Source organism: Mycobacterium sp. NGS24, from assembly GCF_059813065.1.
Window position 1 is genome coordinate 1 of record NZ_JCALDW010000026.1, and the last position, 15,756, is coordinate 15,756.

The following is a 15,756-nucleotide window of genomic DNA, read 5'->3' on the forward strand; positions in this document are numbered from 1 at the left end:
CAAGCGCGGCGTAGCCGGGTGCGGCGGGTCGCCACCATGTTCGCGTGGCGATCGCAAGCGCGGGGTAGCCGGGTGCGGCGGGTCGCCACCGAATTCCGTGGCTGTCGCTGCTTCGTGACACCATCGTGGCGTGACCGAGGATTCGTCGCTGCACCTGGTGCTGGGGGAAGAGGAACTTCTCATCGAGCGGGCGGTCGCGCAGATCGTGCAGGCGGCGCGACGCCGCACCCCCGGGGCTGACGTGCCCGTGGACCGGATGCGGGCGGGTGACGTCAGCACCTACGAGCTCACCGAGTTGTTGAGCCCCTCACTGTTCGCCGAGGAACGGATCGTCGTGCTCGAGGCCGCGGCCGAGGCGGGCAAGGAGGCGGCCGCGCTGGTCGCGTCGGCTGCCGCGGACCTCCCGGCCGGCACTGTGCTGGTGGTGGTGCATTCCGGTGGTGGCCGGGCCAAGGCGCTGGCCGGTGAGCTTCGGTCGCTGGGCGCTCAGGTCCATCCCTGCGCCAGGATCACGAAGGCCGGCGAACGGACCGATTTCGTCCGTAAAGAATTCCGCTCGCTGAAGGCCAAGGTCGACGACGAGACGGTGACGGCCCTGCTGGATGCCGTCGGATCCGACCTGCGCGAACTTGCGTCGGCCTGCTCGCAGCTGGTCGCCGACACCAACGGCGACGTGGACGCCGCGGCGGTGCGCCGCTACCACAGCGGCAAAGCCGAGGTGAAGGGGTTCGACATCGCCGATAAGGCGGTGGCCGGTGATGTGGCGGGCGCCGCGGAGGCGCTGCGCTGGGCGATGATGCGCGGTGAACCGCTGGTGGTGCTGGCCGACGCGCTCGCCGAAGCCGTGCACACCATCGGCCTGGTCTCGGCGCAGTCCGGCGATCATTATCGGCTGGCCGGGCAACTGAAGATGCCGCCGTGGCGGGTGCAGAAAGCCCAGAAGCAGGCACGGCGGTGGTCACGCGACCGATTGGCCGTTGCGATGCAGGTGGTGGCGACCCTCAACGCCAATGTGAAAGGGGCCGTCGCGGTCGCCGATTACGCCTTGGAGTCCGCGGTGCGGCAGGTGGCGGAGTTGGCCTCGAGCTGAATACCGCCCGCCGAGGGGGTGGTCAGCCGAGTTTGTGCAGCGAGCGGGCCAGCGCCGACTTCTTGTTGGCGGCCTGGTTCTTGTGGATGACGCCCTTGCTCACGGCCTTGTCCAGCTTGCGGCTGGTCGAGACCAGCAGCTCGGCGGCCTTTTCCTTCTCGCCGGCGTGGGCCGCGTCGCGGAAGGCGCGAATGGCCGTACGGAGCGAAGACTTCACCGACTTGTTGCGCAGCCGGGCGCGCTCGTTAGTCCGGTTGCGCTTCTGCTGCGACTTGATGTTGGCCACGCGTCAGTTCCTTATTTCGTTTCGACTTGGCTTTGCCCGGGGTAAGCAACCCGATAGCGACTGCCCAGGTTATCAGTCGGTTACGTTTTCGCCCAAAAGACGAACTCCGGGTCAGCCGGAGTGGGGGGATTGAGGCAGAGTGACACAGGTGAGTCTTGCCAATCAGGTCCAGCCGTCCAGGCGGCGGTCACCGGTCCGCTCCGAGCGCATTTTCGAGGGTTACAACACCTCAGACGCCGCTTACTCGTTGGCGTTCGACGAGATGTTCGACGCGCACGGCAACGTCCGCGGTCCCTACAAAGGCATCTACAACGAACTGGCGCCCACCGATGCCTCGGAGCTCAAAGCCCGCGCCGATGCGCTGGGCCGGGCCTTCATCGATCAGGGCATCACGTTCTCGCTGTCCGGCCAGGAGCGCCCTTTTCCGCTGGATTTGGTGCCTCGGGTCATCTCGGCCGCCGAGTGGACCCGGCTGGAACGCGGCATCACCCAGCGCGTCAAGGCTCTCGAGTTGTATCTCGACGACATCTACGGCGATCAGGAAATCCTGCGCGACGGCGTCATCCCGCGTCGGCTGATCACCTCCTGCGAGCATTTTCACCGCGAGGCCGTCGGCATCGTTCCGCCCAACGGGGTGCGTATCCACGTGGCGGGCATCGACCTGATCCGCGATGAGAAGGGCGACTTCCGGGTCCTCGAGGACAACCTGCGCTCACCCTCGGGTGTGTCGTATGTCATGGAAAACCGGCGCACCATGGCGCGGGTCTTTCCCAATCTGTTCGCCACGCACCGGGTGCGCACCGTCGACGACTACGCCTCACACCTGCTGCGGGCCTTGCGCAAGTCGGCGGCCACCAACGAGGCCGATCCCACCGTGGTGGTGCTGACCCCCGGCGTCTACAACTCGGCCTATTTCGAACACTCGCTGCTGGCCCGCCAGATGGGTGTCGAGCTGGTCGAAGGTCGTGACCTGTTCTGTCGCGATAACCAGGTCTACATGCGCACCACTGCCGGCGAACGGCAGGTCGACGTCATCTACCGGCGCATCGACGACACCTTCCTGGACCCGCTGCAGTTCCGCGCCGACTCGGTGCTCGGGGTGGCGGGACTGGTCAACGCGGCACGTGCCGGAAACGTCGTCATCTCCAGCTCGATCGGCAACGGTGTGGGCGACGACAAACTCGTCTACACCTATGTGCCCACCATCATCGAGTACTACCTCGGGGAGAAACCGCTGCTGGCCAACGTCGACACCTATCGCTGCTGGCTGGACGACGAACGCGAAGAGGTGCTGGACCGGATCCGGGAGCTAGTGGTCAAACCGGTCGAGGGTTCCGGCGGGTACGGCATCGTCTTCGGGCCGGAGGCGTCGGAGAAGGAGTTGACCGCCCTGGCCAAGAAGATCCGCGACGATCCTCGCTCCTGGATCGCTCAGCCGGTGATGGAACTGTCCACCGTGCCGACCCGGATCGGCGACTCGCTGGCACCGCGCTACGTCGACCTGCGGCCGTTCGCCGTCAACGACGGCGACGACGTGTGGGTGCTGCCCGGCGGGCTGACCCGCACGGCGCTGGTCGAAGGATCCCGGGTGGTGAACTCCAGCCAGGGCGGCGGCTCCAAGGACACCTGGGTGCTGGCGCCACGCACGTCGGTGGCCGCCCGCGAGCTGGGCCGCGCGCAGGTGGTGCGCTCGCTGCCGCGGGCCGTGCCCGAGCAGAACTCCGAGGTCGCGCGCCCCGCAAGGACGAAATCCCAACCGATCCAGCAGCCGATGGACGAACAGCAACAGCAACAGCAGCAACAGAAAGCGATCGACTGATGCTTGCCCGCAACGCCGAAGCCCTGTACTGGATCGGGCGCTATGTGGAACGCGCCGATGACACCGCGCGAATCCTGGACGTGGCCGTACACCACCTGCTCGAAGAATCCAGCGTCGATCCGGACCGGTCTTCCCGGCTATTGCTCAAGGTGCTGGGAATCGAACCTCCCCAACACCGGCTCGACGTCTGGTCGTTGACCGATTTGGTGGCGTTCAGTCCCAATACCGAAGGCGGCTGTTCAATCGTCGACGCCATCTCGGCGGCTCGTGAAAACGCCAGGTCGGCAAGGGAAGTCACGTCCAGCGAGACATGGGAGTGCATCAACACCACCTACCATGCCCTGCCGGAACGGGAGCGGGCGGCCAAACGCCTTGGGCCACACGAGTTTCTGTCGTTCATCGAGGGCCGGGCGGCCATGTTCGCCGGTCTGGCCGACTCCACCCTGTCCCGCGATGACGGGTACCGCTTCATGGTGGTCGGCCGTGCGATCGAGCGGGTCGACATGACGGTGCGACTGCTGCTCTCGCGGGTGGGGGACAGTGCCTCGTCGCCGGCCTGGGTCACACTGCTGCGCTCAGCCGGTGCGCACGACACGTACCTGCGCACCTACCGGGGGGCGCTGGACGCGGGCCGGGTCGTCGAATTCATGTTGCTGGACCGGCTTTTCCCGCGTTCGGTCTTCTACTCACTGAAGCTCGCCGAACACAACCTCGAAGAGTTGCTGCACAATCCGCAGAGCCGCGTGGGCGCCACCTCCGAGGCGCAGCGACTGCTCGGTCAGGCGCGCAGTGAATTGGAATTCCTGCAGCCCGGCGTGCTGCTGGAGACCCTTGAAAATCGGCTGGGCGGCCTGCAGAAGACATGCCACGACGTGGGAGAAGCGTTGGCGCTGCAGTACTTTCACGCCGCGCCATGGGTGGCGTGGACGGATGCCCGACAGCGCGGTGAGCTCGTGCAGAGTCAAGGAGAATCCTGATGTGGCGGATGCGGGTGGTGCACACCACCGGGTATGCGTACCAGTCGCCGGTGACTGCGTCGTACAACGAGGCGCGGCTGACACCGCGGTCCAACACGCGGCAGAACGTCGTCCTGAACCGGGTCGAGACCATCCCGGCGACCCGCTCCTACCGCTACATCGACTACTGGGGCACCGCCGTCACGGCTTTCGACCTGCACGCCCCGCACACCGAGCTCACGGTGACGTCGTCGTCGGTGGTGGAAACCGAACGCCCCGAGGTGCCAACGGACAAGACAAGCTGGAAGGAACTGCAGTCGTTGGCGGTGATCGACCGGTTCGACGAGGTACTGCGCCCCACCGACTACACCCCGTTCAGCAAGCGGGTCGCCGCGGTGGGCAAGCGGATCATGAAGAACCACGAGCCGGCCGACGCCGTGGTCGCAGCAGCCCGCTGGGCGCGCAGCGAACTGGACTATCTACCCGGCACCACCGGGGTGCGATCCTCCGGCCTGGATGCGCTGGAGCAGGGCAAGGGCGTCTGTCAGGATTTCGCTCATCTGACGTTGATTGTGTTGCGCAGCATGGGAATTCCCGGCCGGTACGTATCCGGTTACCTGCACCCCAAGCGGGATGCCGCCGTCGGCAAGGCGATCGAGGGTCGCAGCCACGCCTGGATCCAGGCCTGGACGGGTGGCTGGTGCAACTGGGACCCCACCAACGACACCGAAATCACCGAGCAGTACATCAGTGTGGGAGTGGGCCGTGACTACGCCGACGTGTCGCCGCTGAAGGGTATCTACTCCGGCCTGGGCGCGACGGACCTCGACGTGGAAGTCGAGATCACCAGACTCGCTTAGCCGACCGAGTCGATCAGCGGCCGCCCAGCAGATGTCTGGCGGGGGCGTTGATGCCCTGCAGCGGCTGGGCTACGGCCGCCTCGGTGCCGGCGTACGACTCGCCCGCGGCGGCCAGTCCCTGCATGATCTGGTCGTGACACGCCGCCATCTGGGCGCTGATCTGCTGGTATCCCTGCGCGTGCGTGCCCCAGAATGACGCGACGGCCGCGGAGACCTGATCAGCGGCGGCCGCGGGAACACCGGTGGTAGGCGACGCCGCGCTGACGTTGGCCGCATCGAGCGTCGAACCGATCTCGGCCAGGCTGCTGGTCGCAGCGGCTATCGCCTCCGGCTCCGCGGCAAACCATGACATCGCGCACCTAATTTCAACAACGGCAGGAGCGGATCGTACCTCGCGGCGAGCCCCTGGACACCCATTTCGGGTCTTGTGCTCATCGTGCGTGTACCTCGACCCGGTGCAGGTCGTCACCCAGCTCGATCCGTCCGGTGAACTCGCCGGCCGCCAGGTCCCGCCACTGCCCCTCTTGGCCCGGCACCAGACCCGGCACGTAGTGCGTCAGAATCAAGGTCGCGACCCCGGCGCGCGCCGCCGTCGCGGCCGCCTCCGGCACTGAGGAATGGTAGTCGCAGACATCCCTGATCCGCTGCTGCGGGACCTGGGAGAGGATGTCTTTGCGGACCACCGTGTGCACCAATGCGTCTGCGCCACTGGCCAATTCGTCCAGGGTGTCGCACGGGACGGTGTCGCCCGCCAGAACCACCGCGGCGCCGTCGTATTCGACTCGGAATGCGATCGTTGGCGCCACCGGACGGTGGTCGGTGGGTGCCACGTCGATGGTCACGCCGTCGCGGTCCCATACCCGGCCCGCGGTGTGCTCGTGGACCTCTATCGGCGGTGGCGCGTTCAGATCCGCGTGATGTGCAATCCGGTAGCCGATGTCGTGACCGAAGGCTTGCAGGGTGGCGTCCACCACCGGCGCTGTGCCCGGCGGACCGATGATCTGCAGCGGCGCCGGATCGGGTGCGAAGTTGCTGACCCAGCCGGTGATCAGCACGTCGCCGAGGTCGGCGATGTGGTCACTGTGCAGGTGGGTGAGTAGCAGCGCCGTCAAACCCGCGGCACCGACCCCGACCGCCGCTGCGCGCTGCAACACCCCGCGCCCGCAATCGATCAGGAATACCTGGCCGCCGGCCCGGACCAGGGTGGCGGGTCCGGCGCGGTTCGGGTCGGGAATGGGGCTGCCGGTGCCGAGCAGGGTGACCTCGATCATGGCTCCATCCTTGCAAGCCGGTGCGCTGAGCAGTAGTCCCGCGATCGCCGCAGTCAAGATGCAGTGACGGTTTCGCTGCAGCGGATCACAGCTTCGGACAGCGGCTTTTCCGCTACGCCAGGAAGTCGTAGCCTGTGTGAATCGGATCACAACCCACGGGAGGTTAGATGCGGATCTCGGATGTCTTGCGGAATAAGGGGGCGGCGGTGACCACGATCAACCCCGACGCGACGGTCCGGGAACTGCTGGCCGGTCTGGCAGAGCAGAACATCGGCGCCATGGTGGTGGTCGGCGACCAGGGTGTGGTCGGCATCGTCTCCGAGCGCGACGTGGTACGTCAACTGCACACGCACGGCGCCAGCGTGCTGTCACGGCCCGTGTCCAAGATCATGACCAGCGCCGTCGCCACCTGCACGAAGTCGGACACGGTCGACGAGATCAGCGTGCTGATGACCGAGAACCGGGTACGCCACGTGCCGGTGCTCGACGGTCGGAAGCTGATCGGCATCGTCAGCATCGGCGACGTGGTCAAGACGCGGATGGGCGAACTCGAGGCCGAGCAGCAACAGTTGCAGTCCTACATCACCCAGGGTTGAGCGAGCTCACCTCCGGCCCGGGGGCGCTGGCGTTGACGCTGCGCTGAGGGTGGTGCCTTCCCGCACGTCCTGCCGCTGACGCAGAGTCAGTGCAGCAAGGGCGCAAACCTCAGCGCCAGGAGTATTCCCTGCGCAGCCGCGCCGCCACCACATCGAAGATCTCGCGGTCCAGGATGGCCCCCTCGCGGCGAATGCCCTCCTCGGGCACGTCGAGCACCCGGTCTAGCCGCACCCAGCTCTGCCGGCCCTCGTAATCCCACGCGCCGGACCCGATGGCGACCCAGTCCCGATCGTCGGCGTGCTGTTCCTGGCTGGACAGCATCAGACCGAGCAGCACGCTGCGATCCCGACCCACGACCAGCACGGGCCGATCCTTCCCGCGGGTGGGGTCGTCTTCGTAGACCACCCACGTCCACACGATCTCGCCGGGATCGGCGCGACCGTCGAGGTTGGGCGCGTAACTCACCCTGCGGGCCCGGTGCGCGGTGGGAAAGCTCGTGTTCGTCACGGGTCGACCCGCGGTGATCTCCGCCGGCGGGCCCGGCAGACCCATCGCCATCACGTTCGCGGTGATCTTTACGGCCTGCTGGATGGTCCGCAGCGTCTCCTGCGTGTTCTGCAGGCGCTGCACCACCCTCGGAGCCTCGTTGACGAGATTCTCCGCAAATCGTTGGAACGTCCTCCACTGTGACTTGCCGGACGACTTCTTACCCGGTGCCATGCTCGCAGCATAGACGCGTGATTGTGTCCCGGCTGTTCTGCACGGATACGCTGGGCATACCCATAATCCGCCCGACCAGGAGATTCCCATCAGCAGTTTCGCCGACAAGACGTTCACCGCGCCGGCGCAGATCAGGAATTTCTGCATCATCGCTCACATCGACCACGGCAAATCGACGCTGGCCGACCGGATGCTGCAGCTCACCGGAGTGGTCGACGAGCGCTCCATGCGCGCTCAGTACCTGGACCGGATGGACATCGAACGGGAACGCGGCATCACCATCAAGGCGCAGAATGTCCGGTTGCCCTGGGCGTTGAAGGATGGGCCCGACGCAGGCGACTACGTCCTGCACCTGATCGACACCCCCGGCCACGTCGACTTCACCTACGAGGTGTCCCGCGCGCTGGAGGCCTGTGAAGGAGCGGTGCTGCTGGTCGACGCCGCCCAGGGCATCGAGGCCCAGACCCTGGCCAACCTCTATCTGGCGCTGGACCGCGATCTGCACATCATCCCGGTGCTCAACAAGATCGACCTGCCCGCCGCTGACCCGGACCGCTATGCCGGTGAGATCGCCCACATCATCGGTTGTGAACCCGGCGACGTGCTGCGGGTGTCGGGCAAGACCGGCGAGGGCGTCGCCGATCTGCTCGATCATGTGGTGCGCGAGGTGCCGCCGCCGCAGGGTGACGCTGAGGCCCCCACCCGCGCAATGATTTTCGACTCCGTTTACGACATCTACCGGGGCGTGGTCACCTATGTCCGGGTGGTCGACGGCAAGATCACTCCGCGCGAACGCATCTCGATGATGTCCACCGGCGCCACCCACGAACTGCTCGAGGTCGGCATTGTCTCGCCGGAGCCGAAGCCCAGCGTCGGCCTGGGCGTTGGTGAGGTGGGTTACCTGATCACCGGGGTGAAGGACGTCCGGCAGTCCAAGGTCGGGGACACCGTCACGACGGCCCGCAACGGGGCCAAGGACGCGCTGACGGGCTACCGGGAGCCCAGGCCGATGGTCTACTCGGGTCTGTATCCGGTCGACGGCAGCGACTACCCGAATCTGCGCGACGCCCTGGACAAGCTGCAGCTCAACGACGCCGCCCTGACCTACGAACCGGAGACCTCGGTGGCGCTGGGCTTCGGATTCCGGTGTGGCTTCCTGGGACTGTTGCACATGGAAATCACCCGGGAGCGGCTCGAGCGCGAGTTCGACCTGGACCTGATCTCCACCTCGCCCAACGTGGTGTATCGGGTGGAAAAGGAAGACAACACCGAGATCGTGGTCACCAACCCGTCGGACTGGCCTGAAGGCAAGGTCCGCACCGTCTACGAACCCGTCGTCAAGACCACCATCATCGCCCCCAGCGAATTCATCGGCACCATCATGGAGTTGTGCCAGTCGCGGCGCGGCGAACTGGGTGGCATGGATTATCTGTCGCCCGAGCGGGTCGAACTGCGGTACACAATGCCGTTGGGCGAGATCATCTTTGACTTCTTCGACTCGTTGAAGTCACGCACCCGCGGTTACGCCAGCCTCGACTACGAAGAGGCGGGCGAACAGGAAGCCCAGTTGGTCAAGGTCGACATTCTGTTGCAGGGCGAAGCCGTCGACGCGTTCTCGGCGATCGTCCACAAGGACGGCGCAGCGGCCTACGGCACCAAGATGACCACCAAACTCAAGGAACTGATCCCGCGTCAGCAGTTCGAAGTTCCGGTTCAGGCCGCGATCGGCTCCAAAATCATTGCGCGCGAGAACATCCGGGCCATCCGGAAGGACGTGTTGTCCAAATGCTACGGCGGTGACATCACCCGCAAGCGCAAGCTGCTGGAGAAGCAGAAGGAGGGCAAGAAGCGGATGAAGACCATCGGACGCGTCGACGTGCCCCAGGAAGCCTTTGTCGCAGCGCTTTCCACCGACAGCGCGGGAGACAAGGGCAAGAAGTAGCGACGGCAGAGAGGCCCGGACACATGAAATACCGCTGGCTAGTGGGTCTTTCGTCGCTTGTCCTGGGACTGGCGGGATGTACGAATGTGGTGCCCGGCACCATGCACGCCGCACCGGGACTCAAACCGCGCCCACTGCTGAACGAAACCGTCAAAGAGGTGCTGCTCGACGATGCCGCGCTGGCTGCCATGCTGGGTCAGCCGTTCAAGGTCGACTCGGATTTCCCGCCCCGCTACGGCGGCCGCGACAAGTTGCCGCGCTCGTATGGACCCGCCTCGCCGCCCTCCTGCGTCGGCGTCGTGACCCAGATGGAGAAAGGCTCCTACGAATCCGCCCCGGTTCAGGACATGGCACGCCAGGTGTGGTGGCACGCAACTGATTCCGTCAAGGTCATCAGCGTGACCGAAGGCGTGGTGACGTTTCCCGCCGTCACCGACGCGAGCGCGCTCTTCGAGCAGTTCACCACCCAGTGGAAGAAGTGCGCGGGGACCTCGGTGCAGCTGTCCGGTTCCACACTCAGCTTCGTCGACACGATCAGCAACGTCCGGGTGGCCGATTCTGTGCTGGCAGCTGACATCTCCGAGCAGGCCAGTTTGTCGGACGCCACCCCGATGCCGATGGCGCGCGCCATCGGGGTGCGGGCCAACTGCCTGGTCGAGGTGGAGATCGCTTTCTTCAGCACCGACAACTCATCGGATCAGGGCACGGCGACCCTGAGCAGCAGCGCGATTCAGATCGCCCGCGCCGTGATGGACAAGATCAGCGCCCTGGTCTGATCCCGCGCCGTCAAACGGGGGCGTTGGCGGGCTGGAAGGCGCCCGAGCCGTCGGCTTCCTCCTCGGCCCTGATCACATGCACCACCGCGTTGATCAGCGCCAGGTGGGTGAACGCCTGCGGGAAGTTGCCCAGGTGCCGGCCGGTGCGCGGCTCGATCTCCTCGGCGTAGAGGTGCAGCGGGCTGGCATAGGCCAGCAACCGCTCGCACAACCGTTTGGCGCGGGCCACCTCACCGATCTCCACCAGCGCCGACACCAGCCAGAACGAGCAGATGGTGAACGTGCCCTCCTCACCGGACAGCCCGTCGTCGGTCTCGTGCACCCGGTAGCGCAGCACCAGGCCTTCCTCGGTGAGTTCATCGGCGATGGCCAGCACGGTGGCGCGCACCCGCGGGTCGTCGGGCGGCAGGAACCGGGTCAGCACCACCAGCAGCAACGACGCGTCCAGCGCGTCGTCTCCGTAGCGTTGGGTGAACACGCCCCGGGAATCGACTCCGTGGTGCAGGATGTCGGCCCTGATCTCCTCGGCGATCTCCCGCCACTGGTGGGCGTAGGTCTTCTCGCCCTGGCGTTCGGCCAGCTTCGCACCCCGGTCCAGCGCCACCCAGCACATCACCTTCGAGGAGGTGAAGTGCTGCGGTTCGCCGCGCACCTCCCAGATGCCGCGGTCGGGCTCCCGCCAGTGCTTGATCGCCTCCTCGACCTGCCGCTTGAGTACCGGCCACAACGTCTCCGGCACCTGCTCGCGCGACTTCGCGTGCAGGTAGAAGGAGTCCAGCACCGAGCCCCAGATATCGTGCTGGACCTGGTCGTAGGCACCGTTGCCGATGCGCACCGGACGGGCGTGGTCATAGCCGGAGAGATGGTTCAGTTCTTCTTCGACCAGGCTGCGCTCGCCGCCGACGCCGTACATGACCTGCAGCGGATGACGTTCGTCGCTGTTGGCGCCGGACACGTCGGCGATGAACGCGAAGAAATCGTCGGCCTCGCGGTCCAATCCGATGGTGTAGAGCCCCCATAGCGCAAACGTCGAGTCCCGGATCCAGGAGTAGCGGTAGTCCCAGTTGCGTTCGCCCTGCGGCGTCTCCGGCAGTGACGTGGTGCTGGCCGCCAGCAACGCACCCGTGGGCGAATACGTCAACCCTTTCAGGGTGAGCGCACTGCGCTGCAGGTAGGCCCGCCACGGATGGTCGGGGAAGTTGCCGATGTTGATCCATTGCCGCCAGCATTCGGTGGTTTGCCACATCTTGTGGGCAGCTTCTTCATAGGTCTGCGGCGCGGGATGCTTGGTCCAGCTCAGCGCGACGAACACGTCGTCGCCTTCTTTCATCCGGGTGCGGGCGCGGGCTTCGCGGCCTTCCAGGCCGATGTTCAGGTTCGTGGTCAGGCGCAGCGTCGGATGCGCATCGGGCTGCTTGGTCGCACGGGCGATCGCTTCGTTGTACGCCTTCGCCGAATACTCCCAGGTGGCGCCGAGGCGGTGGTAGTCGAAGGCCGGTTCGCAGCTCATCATCAGTTCGACGGTGCCGCTGACGCAGCGCACGGTGCGCAGCAGGATGTGCTCGGCGTCCCAGTCCATCGGGGTCCGGCGGTGCGTCCGGGAACGGCGTTCGATGTCGTGCCAGGGGCCCATCACCAGGGCGTCGCGCACGATCAGCCATCCGGTGTGGGTCTGCCAGGTGGTCTCCATGATCAGACTGCCGGGTAGGTAGCGTCGCGCCGAAGGCACCGAGACACCGTAGGGACCGAGCCGGAAATGGCCGGCGCTGCGGTCCAGGATCGCCCCGAACACGCTTGGCGAGTCCGGCCGCGGCACACACAGCCATTCCACCGAACCGGCGGGGGAGATCAGGCACGTCGTCTCCCAGTCGGACAGGAAGGCGTAATCCGCGATCGGCGGGAACGGGTTGCGGGACGGCGAACTGGACACATACGGGGCGGTGGGTTCGAGTTCGGTGGCCACTGCGTCGAGCGTGGCGAGTTCGGTGGACGGTTCGTCGAGTGGTCCCGGGTGGTCGTCAGCTGAATCTGCGGGATCGGCGTGCAGGACCATCCCGACATCATCGACTGTTCACCGGTCAGTCGTCCACCTTCGCGACCGAGGTGTTACCCGGCCGGTGGGTGCGTTGGTTTCGCGGGCCACGACGCCTAGGGTGGGCCCGGTGACCGGGTTCCTGAATTGGTGGGACGGCGTGGAGCTGTGGCTTTCCGGGCTGCCCTTCGTACTTCAGGCGCTGGGGGTGATGCCGATCGTGCTCTCGCTGGCCTACTTCACCGCTGCGTTGCTGGATGCGGTGCTGGGCAGGGGAATCCAACTGCAGCACCGGCTGCGCCACACCGACGAGACGCGCGGATAGTTTCGATGCCGCGTTCGCACGTCACGCTGGTTCTAATCGCTCTGGTGCTGCTGGTGATCGTCGCATGGCTGGTCACCCGGTAATTCGGCTGCCGAATTGCCGCCGGCGCGAACTCTGTTAGGCTCGCCACATGCACGCAGCAGCCGGCTTTCTGCGACGCGACCTGGTCGCGTCCGGTTGCGTTATCTCTGCCGTGGCCCACGCCGCGGCGGGCGTGCGCTGTTGTCGCTGACTCCCAACCCCGTGCGCGGCCTGGTATGGAGTTCGTGAATCTATCCGATTCTGACTGATCGCCTATCCGCAGTCCCGGGACCGCAAACCGAAGTCCCCACCGGAAGGTCACCAACGGTAGATGTTCAACAGCATGATGAGCGCCCCGCGCCGCCAACGTCTGGTTGCGGTGGTGCTACTGGTCGGACTTGTCGCGGCCTGCCGCGGCGGTCCCAGCGATGTCGTCGGCGGCGGCGGACTCGGCAACGCGAAATCCAGCATCACCCTGGTCGCCTATTCCGTCGCCGAACCTGGTTGGAGCAAGGTGATTCCGGCCTTCAACGCTTCTGAAGAGGGCCGCGGCGTGCAGGTGATCAGTTCCTTCGGGGCCTCCGGTGACCAGTCGCGCGGGGTGGGTGAAGGAAAGCCGGCCGATGTCGTCAATTTCTCGGTGGAGCCCGACATCACCCGGCTGATCAAAAGCGGCAAGGTTTCCAAGGACTGGAATACCGATGCCACCAAAGGCATTCCGTTCGGCTCGTTGGTAACTTTCGTGGTGCGCAAAGGAAACCCGAAGAACATCAGAGATTGGGACGATCTGTTGCGTCCGGGTGTCGAAGTCATCACCCCGAGTCCGCTCAGTTCCGGATCGGCCAAGTGGAATCTGTTGGCGCCGTACGCCGTCAAGAGCGAAGGCGGCCGCAACAACCAGGGGGGCATCGATTACATCAACCGACTGGTGCGGGAGCACGTGAAGTTGCGTCCGGGATCGGGGCGAGAAGCCACCGACGTTTTCGTCCAGGGCAGCGGTGACGTTCTGATCAGCTACGAGAACGAGGCCATCGCCGCCGCCCGGGCGGGCAAGCCGGTCGAATACGTCACGCCGCCGCAGACCTTCAAGATCGAGAATCCGATCGCGGTGATCACCGCCAGCACGCATCTGCCGGCGGCCACCGCGTTCAAGAACTTCCAGTACACCGCGACGGCGCAACAACTATGGGCGCAGGCCGGGTTCCGACCGGTCGATCCGTCCGTCGCCGCGGCGTTCCGCAACGAGTTCCCCCTGCCGGCCAAGCTGTGGACCATCGCCGATCTGGGCGGCTGGGGCACGGTAGATCCCAAGCTGTTCGACAAGAGCGCCGGACTCATCACCAAGATCTACACACAGGTCACCGGATGACCGTGACTGTTACTCCTGACCCCGAGGCGCTCCGACCCGAGCTCGATCAGCCCGGCGCCGAAGCCCCCGACCCCGTGCGGTCCGGCGGCCGTCTCCCGACGACGTCACTTCGCGTCGGCGTTGCGACACTGTGGCTTTCGGTGATCGTGCTGCTGCCGTTGGCCGCGATTGTCTGGCAGGCGGTCGGCGGGGGGTGGCGGGCTTTCCAATTCGCCGTCACCTCCAACGCCGCGTTGGAGTCGTTGCGGGTGACCCTCACGATTTCTATCGGAGTGACCCTGCTCAACACGGTGTTCGGCCTGCTCATCGCGTGGGTGCTGGTGCGCGACAACTTCTTCGGAAAGCGGTTGGTGGACGCGATCATCGATCTGCCGTTCGCGTTGCCGACGATCGTCGCCAGCCTGGTGATGCTGGCGCTCTACGGCAACCACAGCCCTGTCGGTCTGCATCTGCAGCACACCGAATGGGGCGTCGGGGTGGCGTTGGCTTTCGTCACCTTGCCTTTCGTAGTGCGCGCGGTCCAACCGGTGCTGCTGGAGGTCGATCGGGAGGTCGAGGAGGCCGCGGCATCCCTGGGTGCCAACGGCCCGAAGATCTTCACCTCGGTCGTGCTGCCCTCGCTGCTGCCCGCATTGCTGTCCGGAGCGGGTCTGGCGTTCTCCCGGGCCATCGGAGAGTTCGGTTCGGTGGTGTTGATCGGCGGTGCCGTGCCAGGCAAGACCGAAGTGTCCTCGCAGTGGATTCGGACGCTGATCGAGAACGACGACCGCACCGGTGCGGCAGCAATATCGATTGTGCTGCTCTCGATTTCGTTCGTGGTGCTGCTCGTGCTGCGCATCGTCGGCGGTCGGGCGGCAAAGCGTGAGGATACGGTCCGGTGAATCAATCACGGAGTGTGCGTTACCTGTTGCGCTACACCGCGCTGGCCTATATCGCGGTGCTGCTGATCATTCCGGTGACGCTGATCCTGTGGCGCACCTTCCGGCCGGGCCTGGGCCAGTTCTTCGACTGGATCAGCACCCCGGCGGCGGTGTCGGCACTGAATCTGTCGTTGTTGGTGGTCGCCATCGTGGTGCCACTGAACGTGGTGTTCGGCATCCCGACGGCATTGGTGCTGGCGCGCAACCGTTTTCGCGGCAAAGGTGTCCTGCAGGCAATCATCGACCTACCCTTCGCGGTCTCACCGGTGATCGTGGGCGTCTCCCTGATCGTGCTCTGGGGCGCCAGCGGCGCACTGGGTTTCATCGAGCGTGACCTCGGGGTGAAGATCATTTTCGGGCTGCCCGGCATCGTGCTGGCCAGCATCTTCGTCACCCTGCCGTTCGTGGTGCGGGAGGTCGAACCGGTGTTGCACGAACTGGGCACCGACCAGGAACAGGCCGCCGCGACATTGGGTTCCAGCTGGTGGCAGACGTTCTGGCGGATCACCCTGCCATCGATCCGGTGGGGCCTGACGTACGGCATCGTGCTGACCGTTGCCCGCACCCTCGGTGAGTACGGTGCGGTCATCATGGTGTCGTCCAACCTGCCGGGGCAGTCGCAGACCCTGACGCTGTTGGTTTCCGACCGCTACAACCGGGGCGCAGAGTACGGCGCCTACGCGTTGTCGACTCTGTTGATGGCAGTTGCCGTGCTCGTCCTCATCGTCCAAGTGGCGCTGGATGCGCGGCGGGCACGGGCAATCAAGTAGGC

The 15,756-nt window shown here is 65.7% G+C and carries 13 protein-coding genes and 3 pseudogenes; 11 read left to right on the forward strand and 5 right to left on the reverse strand.

Features of this window, described 5'->3' with window-relative positions; all coding sequences use genetic code 11:
* Positions 1-148: 148 nt before the first annotated feature.
* Positions 149-1,090, forward strand: a complete 942-nt coding sequence (gene holA, locus AC5Y6Y_RS23535) for a DNA polymerase III subunit delta (protein WP_499930551.1) — start codon at positions 149-151, stop codon at positions 1,088-1,090.
* Between the two features lie 22 nt (positions 1,091-1,112).
* Here holA and rpsT read toward each other — a convergent pair whose 3' ends face one another.
* Positions 1,113-1,376 carry a 30S ribosomal protein S20 gene (gene rpsT / locus AC5Y6Y_RS23540; RefSeq protein WP_463824821.1) on the reverse strand — a complete coding sequence of 88 codons (264 nt, stop codon included), beginning with the start codon at positions 1,374-1,376 and terminating at the stop codon, positions 1,113-1,115.
* Positions 1,377-1,515: 139 nt separating this feature from the next.
* Between rpsT and AC5Y6Y_RS23545 the strand changes: the two genes are divergently transcribed.
* From AC5Y6Y_RS23545 to AC5Y6Y_RS23555, 3 genes are read left to right on the forward strand one after another with little or no spacing between them, the layout of a single operon-like run.
* Positions 1,516-3,195 (forward strand): circularly permuted type 2 ATP-grasp protein, encoded by a 1,680-nt coding sequence (locus AC5Y6Y_RS23545; RefSeq protein ID WP_463824820.1) that lies wholly within the window; start codon positions 1,516-1,518, stop codon positions 3,193-3,195.
* Positions 3,195-4,172 (forward strand): alpha-E domain-containing protein, encoded by a 978-nt coding sequence (locus AC5Y6Y_RS23550; RefSeq protein WP_463824819.1) that lies wholly within the window; start codon positions 3,195-3,197, stop codon positions 4,170-4,172. The genes AC5Y6Y_RS23545 and AC5Y6Y_RS23550 overlap by 1 nt, the downstream gene beginning before the upstream one ends.
* Positions 4,172-5,011, forward strand: coding sequence for a transglutaminase family protein (locus tag AC5Y6Y_RS23555; protein ID WP_499930502.1), 840 nt, complete (start codon positions 4,172-4,174; stop codon positions 5,009-5,011). The genes AC5Y6Y_RS23550 and AC5Y6Y_RS23555 overlap by 1 nt, the downstream gene beginning before the upstream one ends.
* Before the next feature lie 13 nt (positions 5,012-5,024).
* On the opposite strand, the gene AC5Y6Y_RS23560 is transcribed toward AC5Y6Y_RS23555, so the two are convergent.
* Positions 5,025-5,363, reverse strand: coding sequence for a PE family protein (locus AC5Y6Y_RS23560; protein ID WP_463824817.1), 339 nt, complete (start codon positions 5,361-5,363; stop codon positions 5,025-5,027).
* Positions 5,364-5,442: 79 nt separating this feature from the next.
* The gene (locus AC5Y6Y_RS23565; protein WP_499930504.1) at positions 5,443-6,282 is read right to left on the reverse strand and encodes a ribonuclease Z; all 840 of its coding nucleotides are present in this window, start codon (positions 6,280-6,282) and stop codon (positions 5,443-5,445) included.
* 167 nt (positions 6,283-6,449) lie between these two features.
* Here AC5Y6Y_RS23565 and AC5Y6Y_RS23570 point away from each other — a divergent pair, with 167 nt between their 5' ends.
* Positions 6,450-6,878, forward strand: a complete 429-nt coding sequence (locus AC5Y6Y_RS23570) for a CBS domain-containing protein (RefSeq protein WP_463824815.1) — start codon at positions 6,450-6,452, stop codon at positions 6,876-6,878.
* A 109-nt stretch (positions 6,879-6,987) separates the two neighbouring features.
* On the opposite strand, the gene AC5Y6Y_RS23575 is transcribed toward AC5Y6Y_RS23570, so the two are convergent.
* Entirely contained in the window at positions 6,988-7,599 is a 612-nt protein-coding gene (locus AC5Y6Y_RS23575) for a type II toxin-antitoxin system PemK/MazF family toxin (protein WP_499930506.1), read from the reverse strand.
* On the opposite strand from AC5Y6Y_RS23575, the pseudogene lepA reads away from it, so the two are divergent.
* Positions 7,593-9,541: pseudogene (lepA, locus tag AC5Y6Y_RS23580) on the forward strand (translation elongation factor 4). The gene AC5Y6Y_RS23575 and the pseudogene lepA sit on opposite strands and share 7 nt — an antisense overlap.
* Before the next feature lie 41 nt (positions 9,542-9,582).
* Positions 9,583-10,317, forward strand: a complete 735-nt coding sequence (locus AC5Y6Y_RS23585; RefSeq protein WP_499930508.1) for a sensor domain-containing protein — start codon at positions 9,583-9,585, stop codon at positions 10,315-10,317.
* A gap of 10 nt (positions 10,318-10,327) precedes the next feature.
* Here AC5Y6Y_RS23585 and AC5Y6Y_RS23590 read toward each other — a convergent pair.
* Positions 10,328-12,232, reverse strand: a pseudogene (locus tag AC5Y6Y_RS23590) (glycoside hydrolase family 15 protein); the annotation flags it as partial.
* Between the two features lie 238 nt (positions 12,233-12,470).
* Here AC5Y6Y_RS23590 and AC5Y6Y_RS23595 point away from each other — a divergent pair.
* The 4 genes and pseudogenes from AC5Y6Y_RS23595 to cysW all read left to right on the forward strand — a co-directional run bounded on the left by AC5Y6Y_RS23595 (position 12,471) and on the right by cysW (position 15,754).
* Positions 12,471-12,674: a hypothetical protein gene (locus AC5Y6Y_RS23595; protein ID WP_463824812.1), complete on the forward strand. Its 204-nt coding sequence runs from the start codon at positions 12,471-12,473 to the stop codon at positions 12,672-12,674.
* Between the two features lie 352 nt (positions 12,675-13,026).
* Positions 13,027-14,064, forward strand: a complete 1,038-nt coding sequence (locus AC5Y6Y_RS23600) for a sulfate ABC transporter substrate-binding protein (protein WP_463824811.1) — start codon at positions 13,027-13,029, stop codon at positions 14,062-14,064.
* A 55-nt stretch (positions 14,065-14,119) separates the two neighbouring features.
* A pseudogene (gene cysT, locus AC5Y6Y_RS23605) lies at positions 14,120-14,945 on the forward strand (sulfate ABC transporter permease subunit CysT); the annotation flags it as partial.
* Entirely contained in the window at positions 14,942-15,754 is an 813-nt protein-coding gene (gene cysW / locus AC5Y6Y_RS23610; protein WP_499927693.1) for a sulfate ABC transporter permease subunit CysW, read from the forward strand. The pseudogene cysT and the gene cysW, both read left to right, overlap by 4 nt.
* The last annotated feature ends 2 nt before the right edge of the window (positions 15,755-15,756 follow it).

What these genes read in the sequence shown, in the direction of transcription:
- AC5Y6Y_RS23550 (WP_463824819.1), top strand. Translation starts at nt 3,195, where the DNA reads ATGCTTGCCCGCAACGCCGAAGCCCTGTACTGGATCGGGCGCTATGTG.
- AC5Y6Y_RS23555 (WP_499930502.1), top strand. Translation starts at nt 4,172, where the DNA reads ATGTGGCGGATGCGGGTGGTGCACACCACCGGGTATGCGTACCAGTCG.
- AC5Y6Y_RS23560 (WP_463824817.1), bottom strand. Translation starts at nt 5,363, where the DNA reads ATGTCATGGTTTGCCGCGGAGCCGGAGGCGATAGCCGCTGCGACCAGC.
- AC5Y6Y_RS23565 (WP_499930504.1), bottom strand. Translation starts at nt 6,282, where the DNA reads ATGATCGAGGTCACCCTGCTCGGCACCGGCAGCCCCATTCCCGACCCG.
- AC5Y6Y_RS23570 (WP_463824815.1), top strand. Translation starts at nt 6,450, where the DNA reads ATGCGGATCTCGGATGTCTTGCGGAATAAGGGGGCGGCGGTGACCACG.
- AC5Y6Y_RS23575 (WP_499930506.1), bottom strand. Translation starts at nt 7,599, where the DNA reads ATGGCACCGGGTAAGAAGTCGTCCGGCAAGTCACAGTGGAGGACGTTC.
- AC5Y6Y_RS23600 (WP_463824811.1), top strand. Translation starts at nt 13,027, where the DNA reads ATGTTCAACAGCATGATGAGCGCCCCGCGCCGCCAACGTCTGGTTGCG.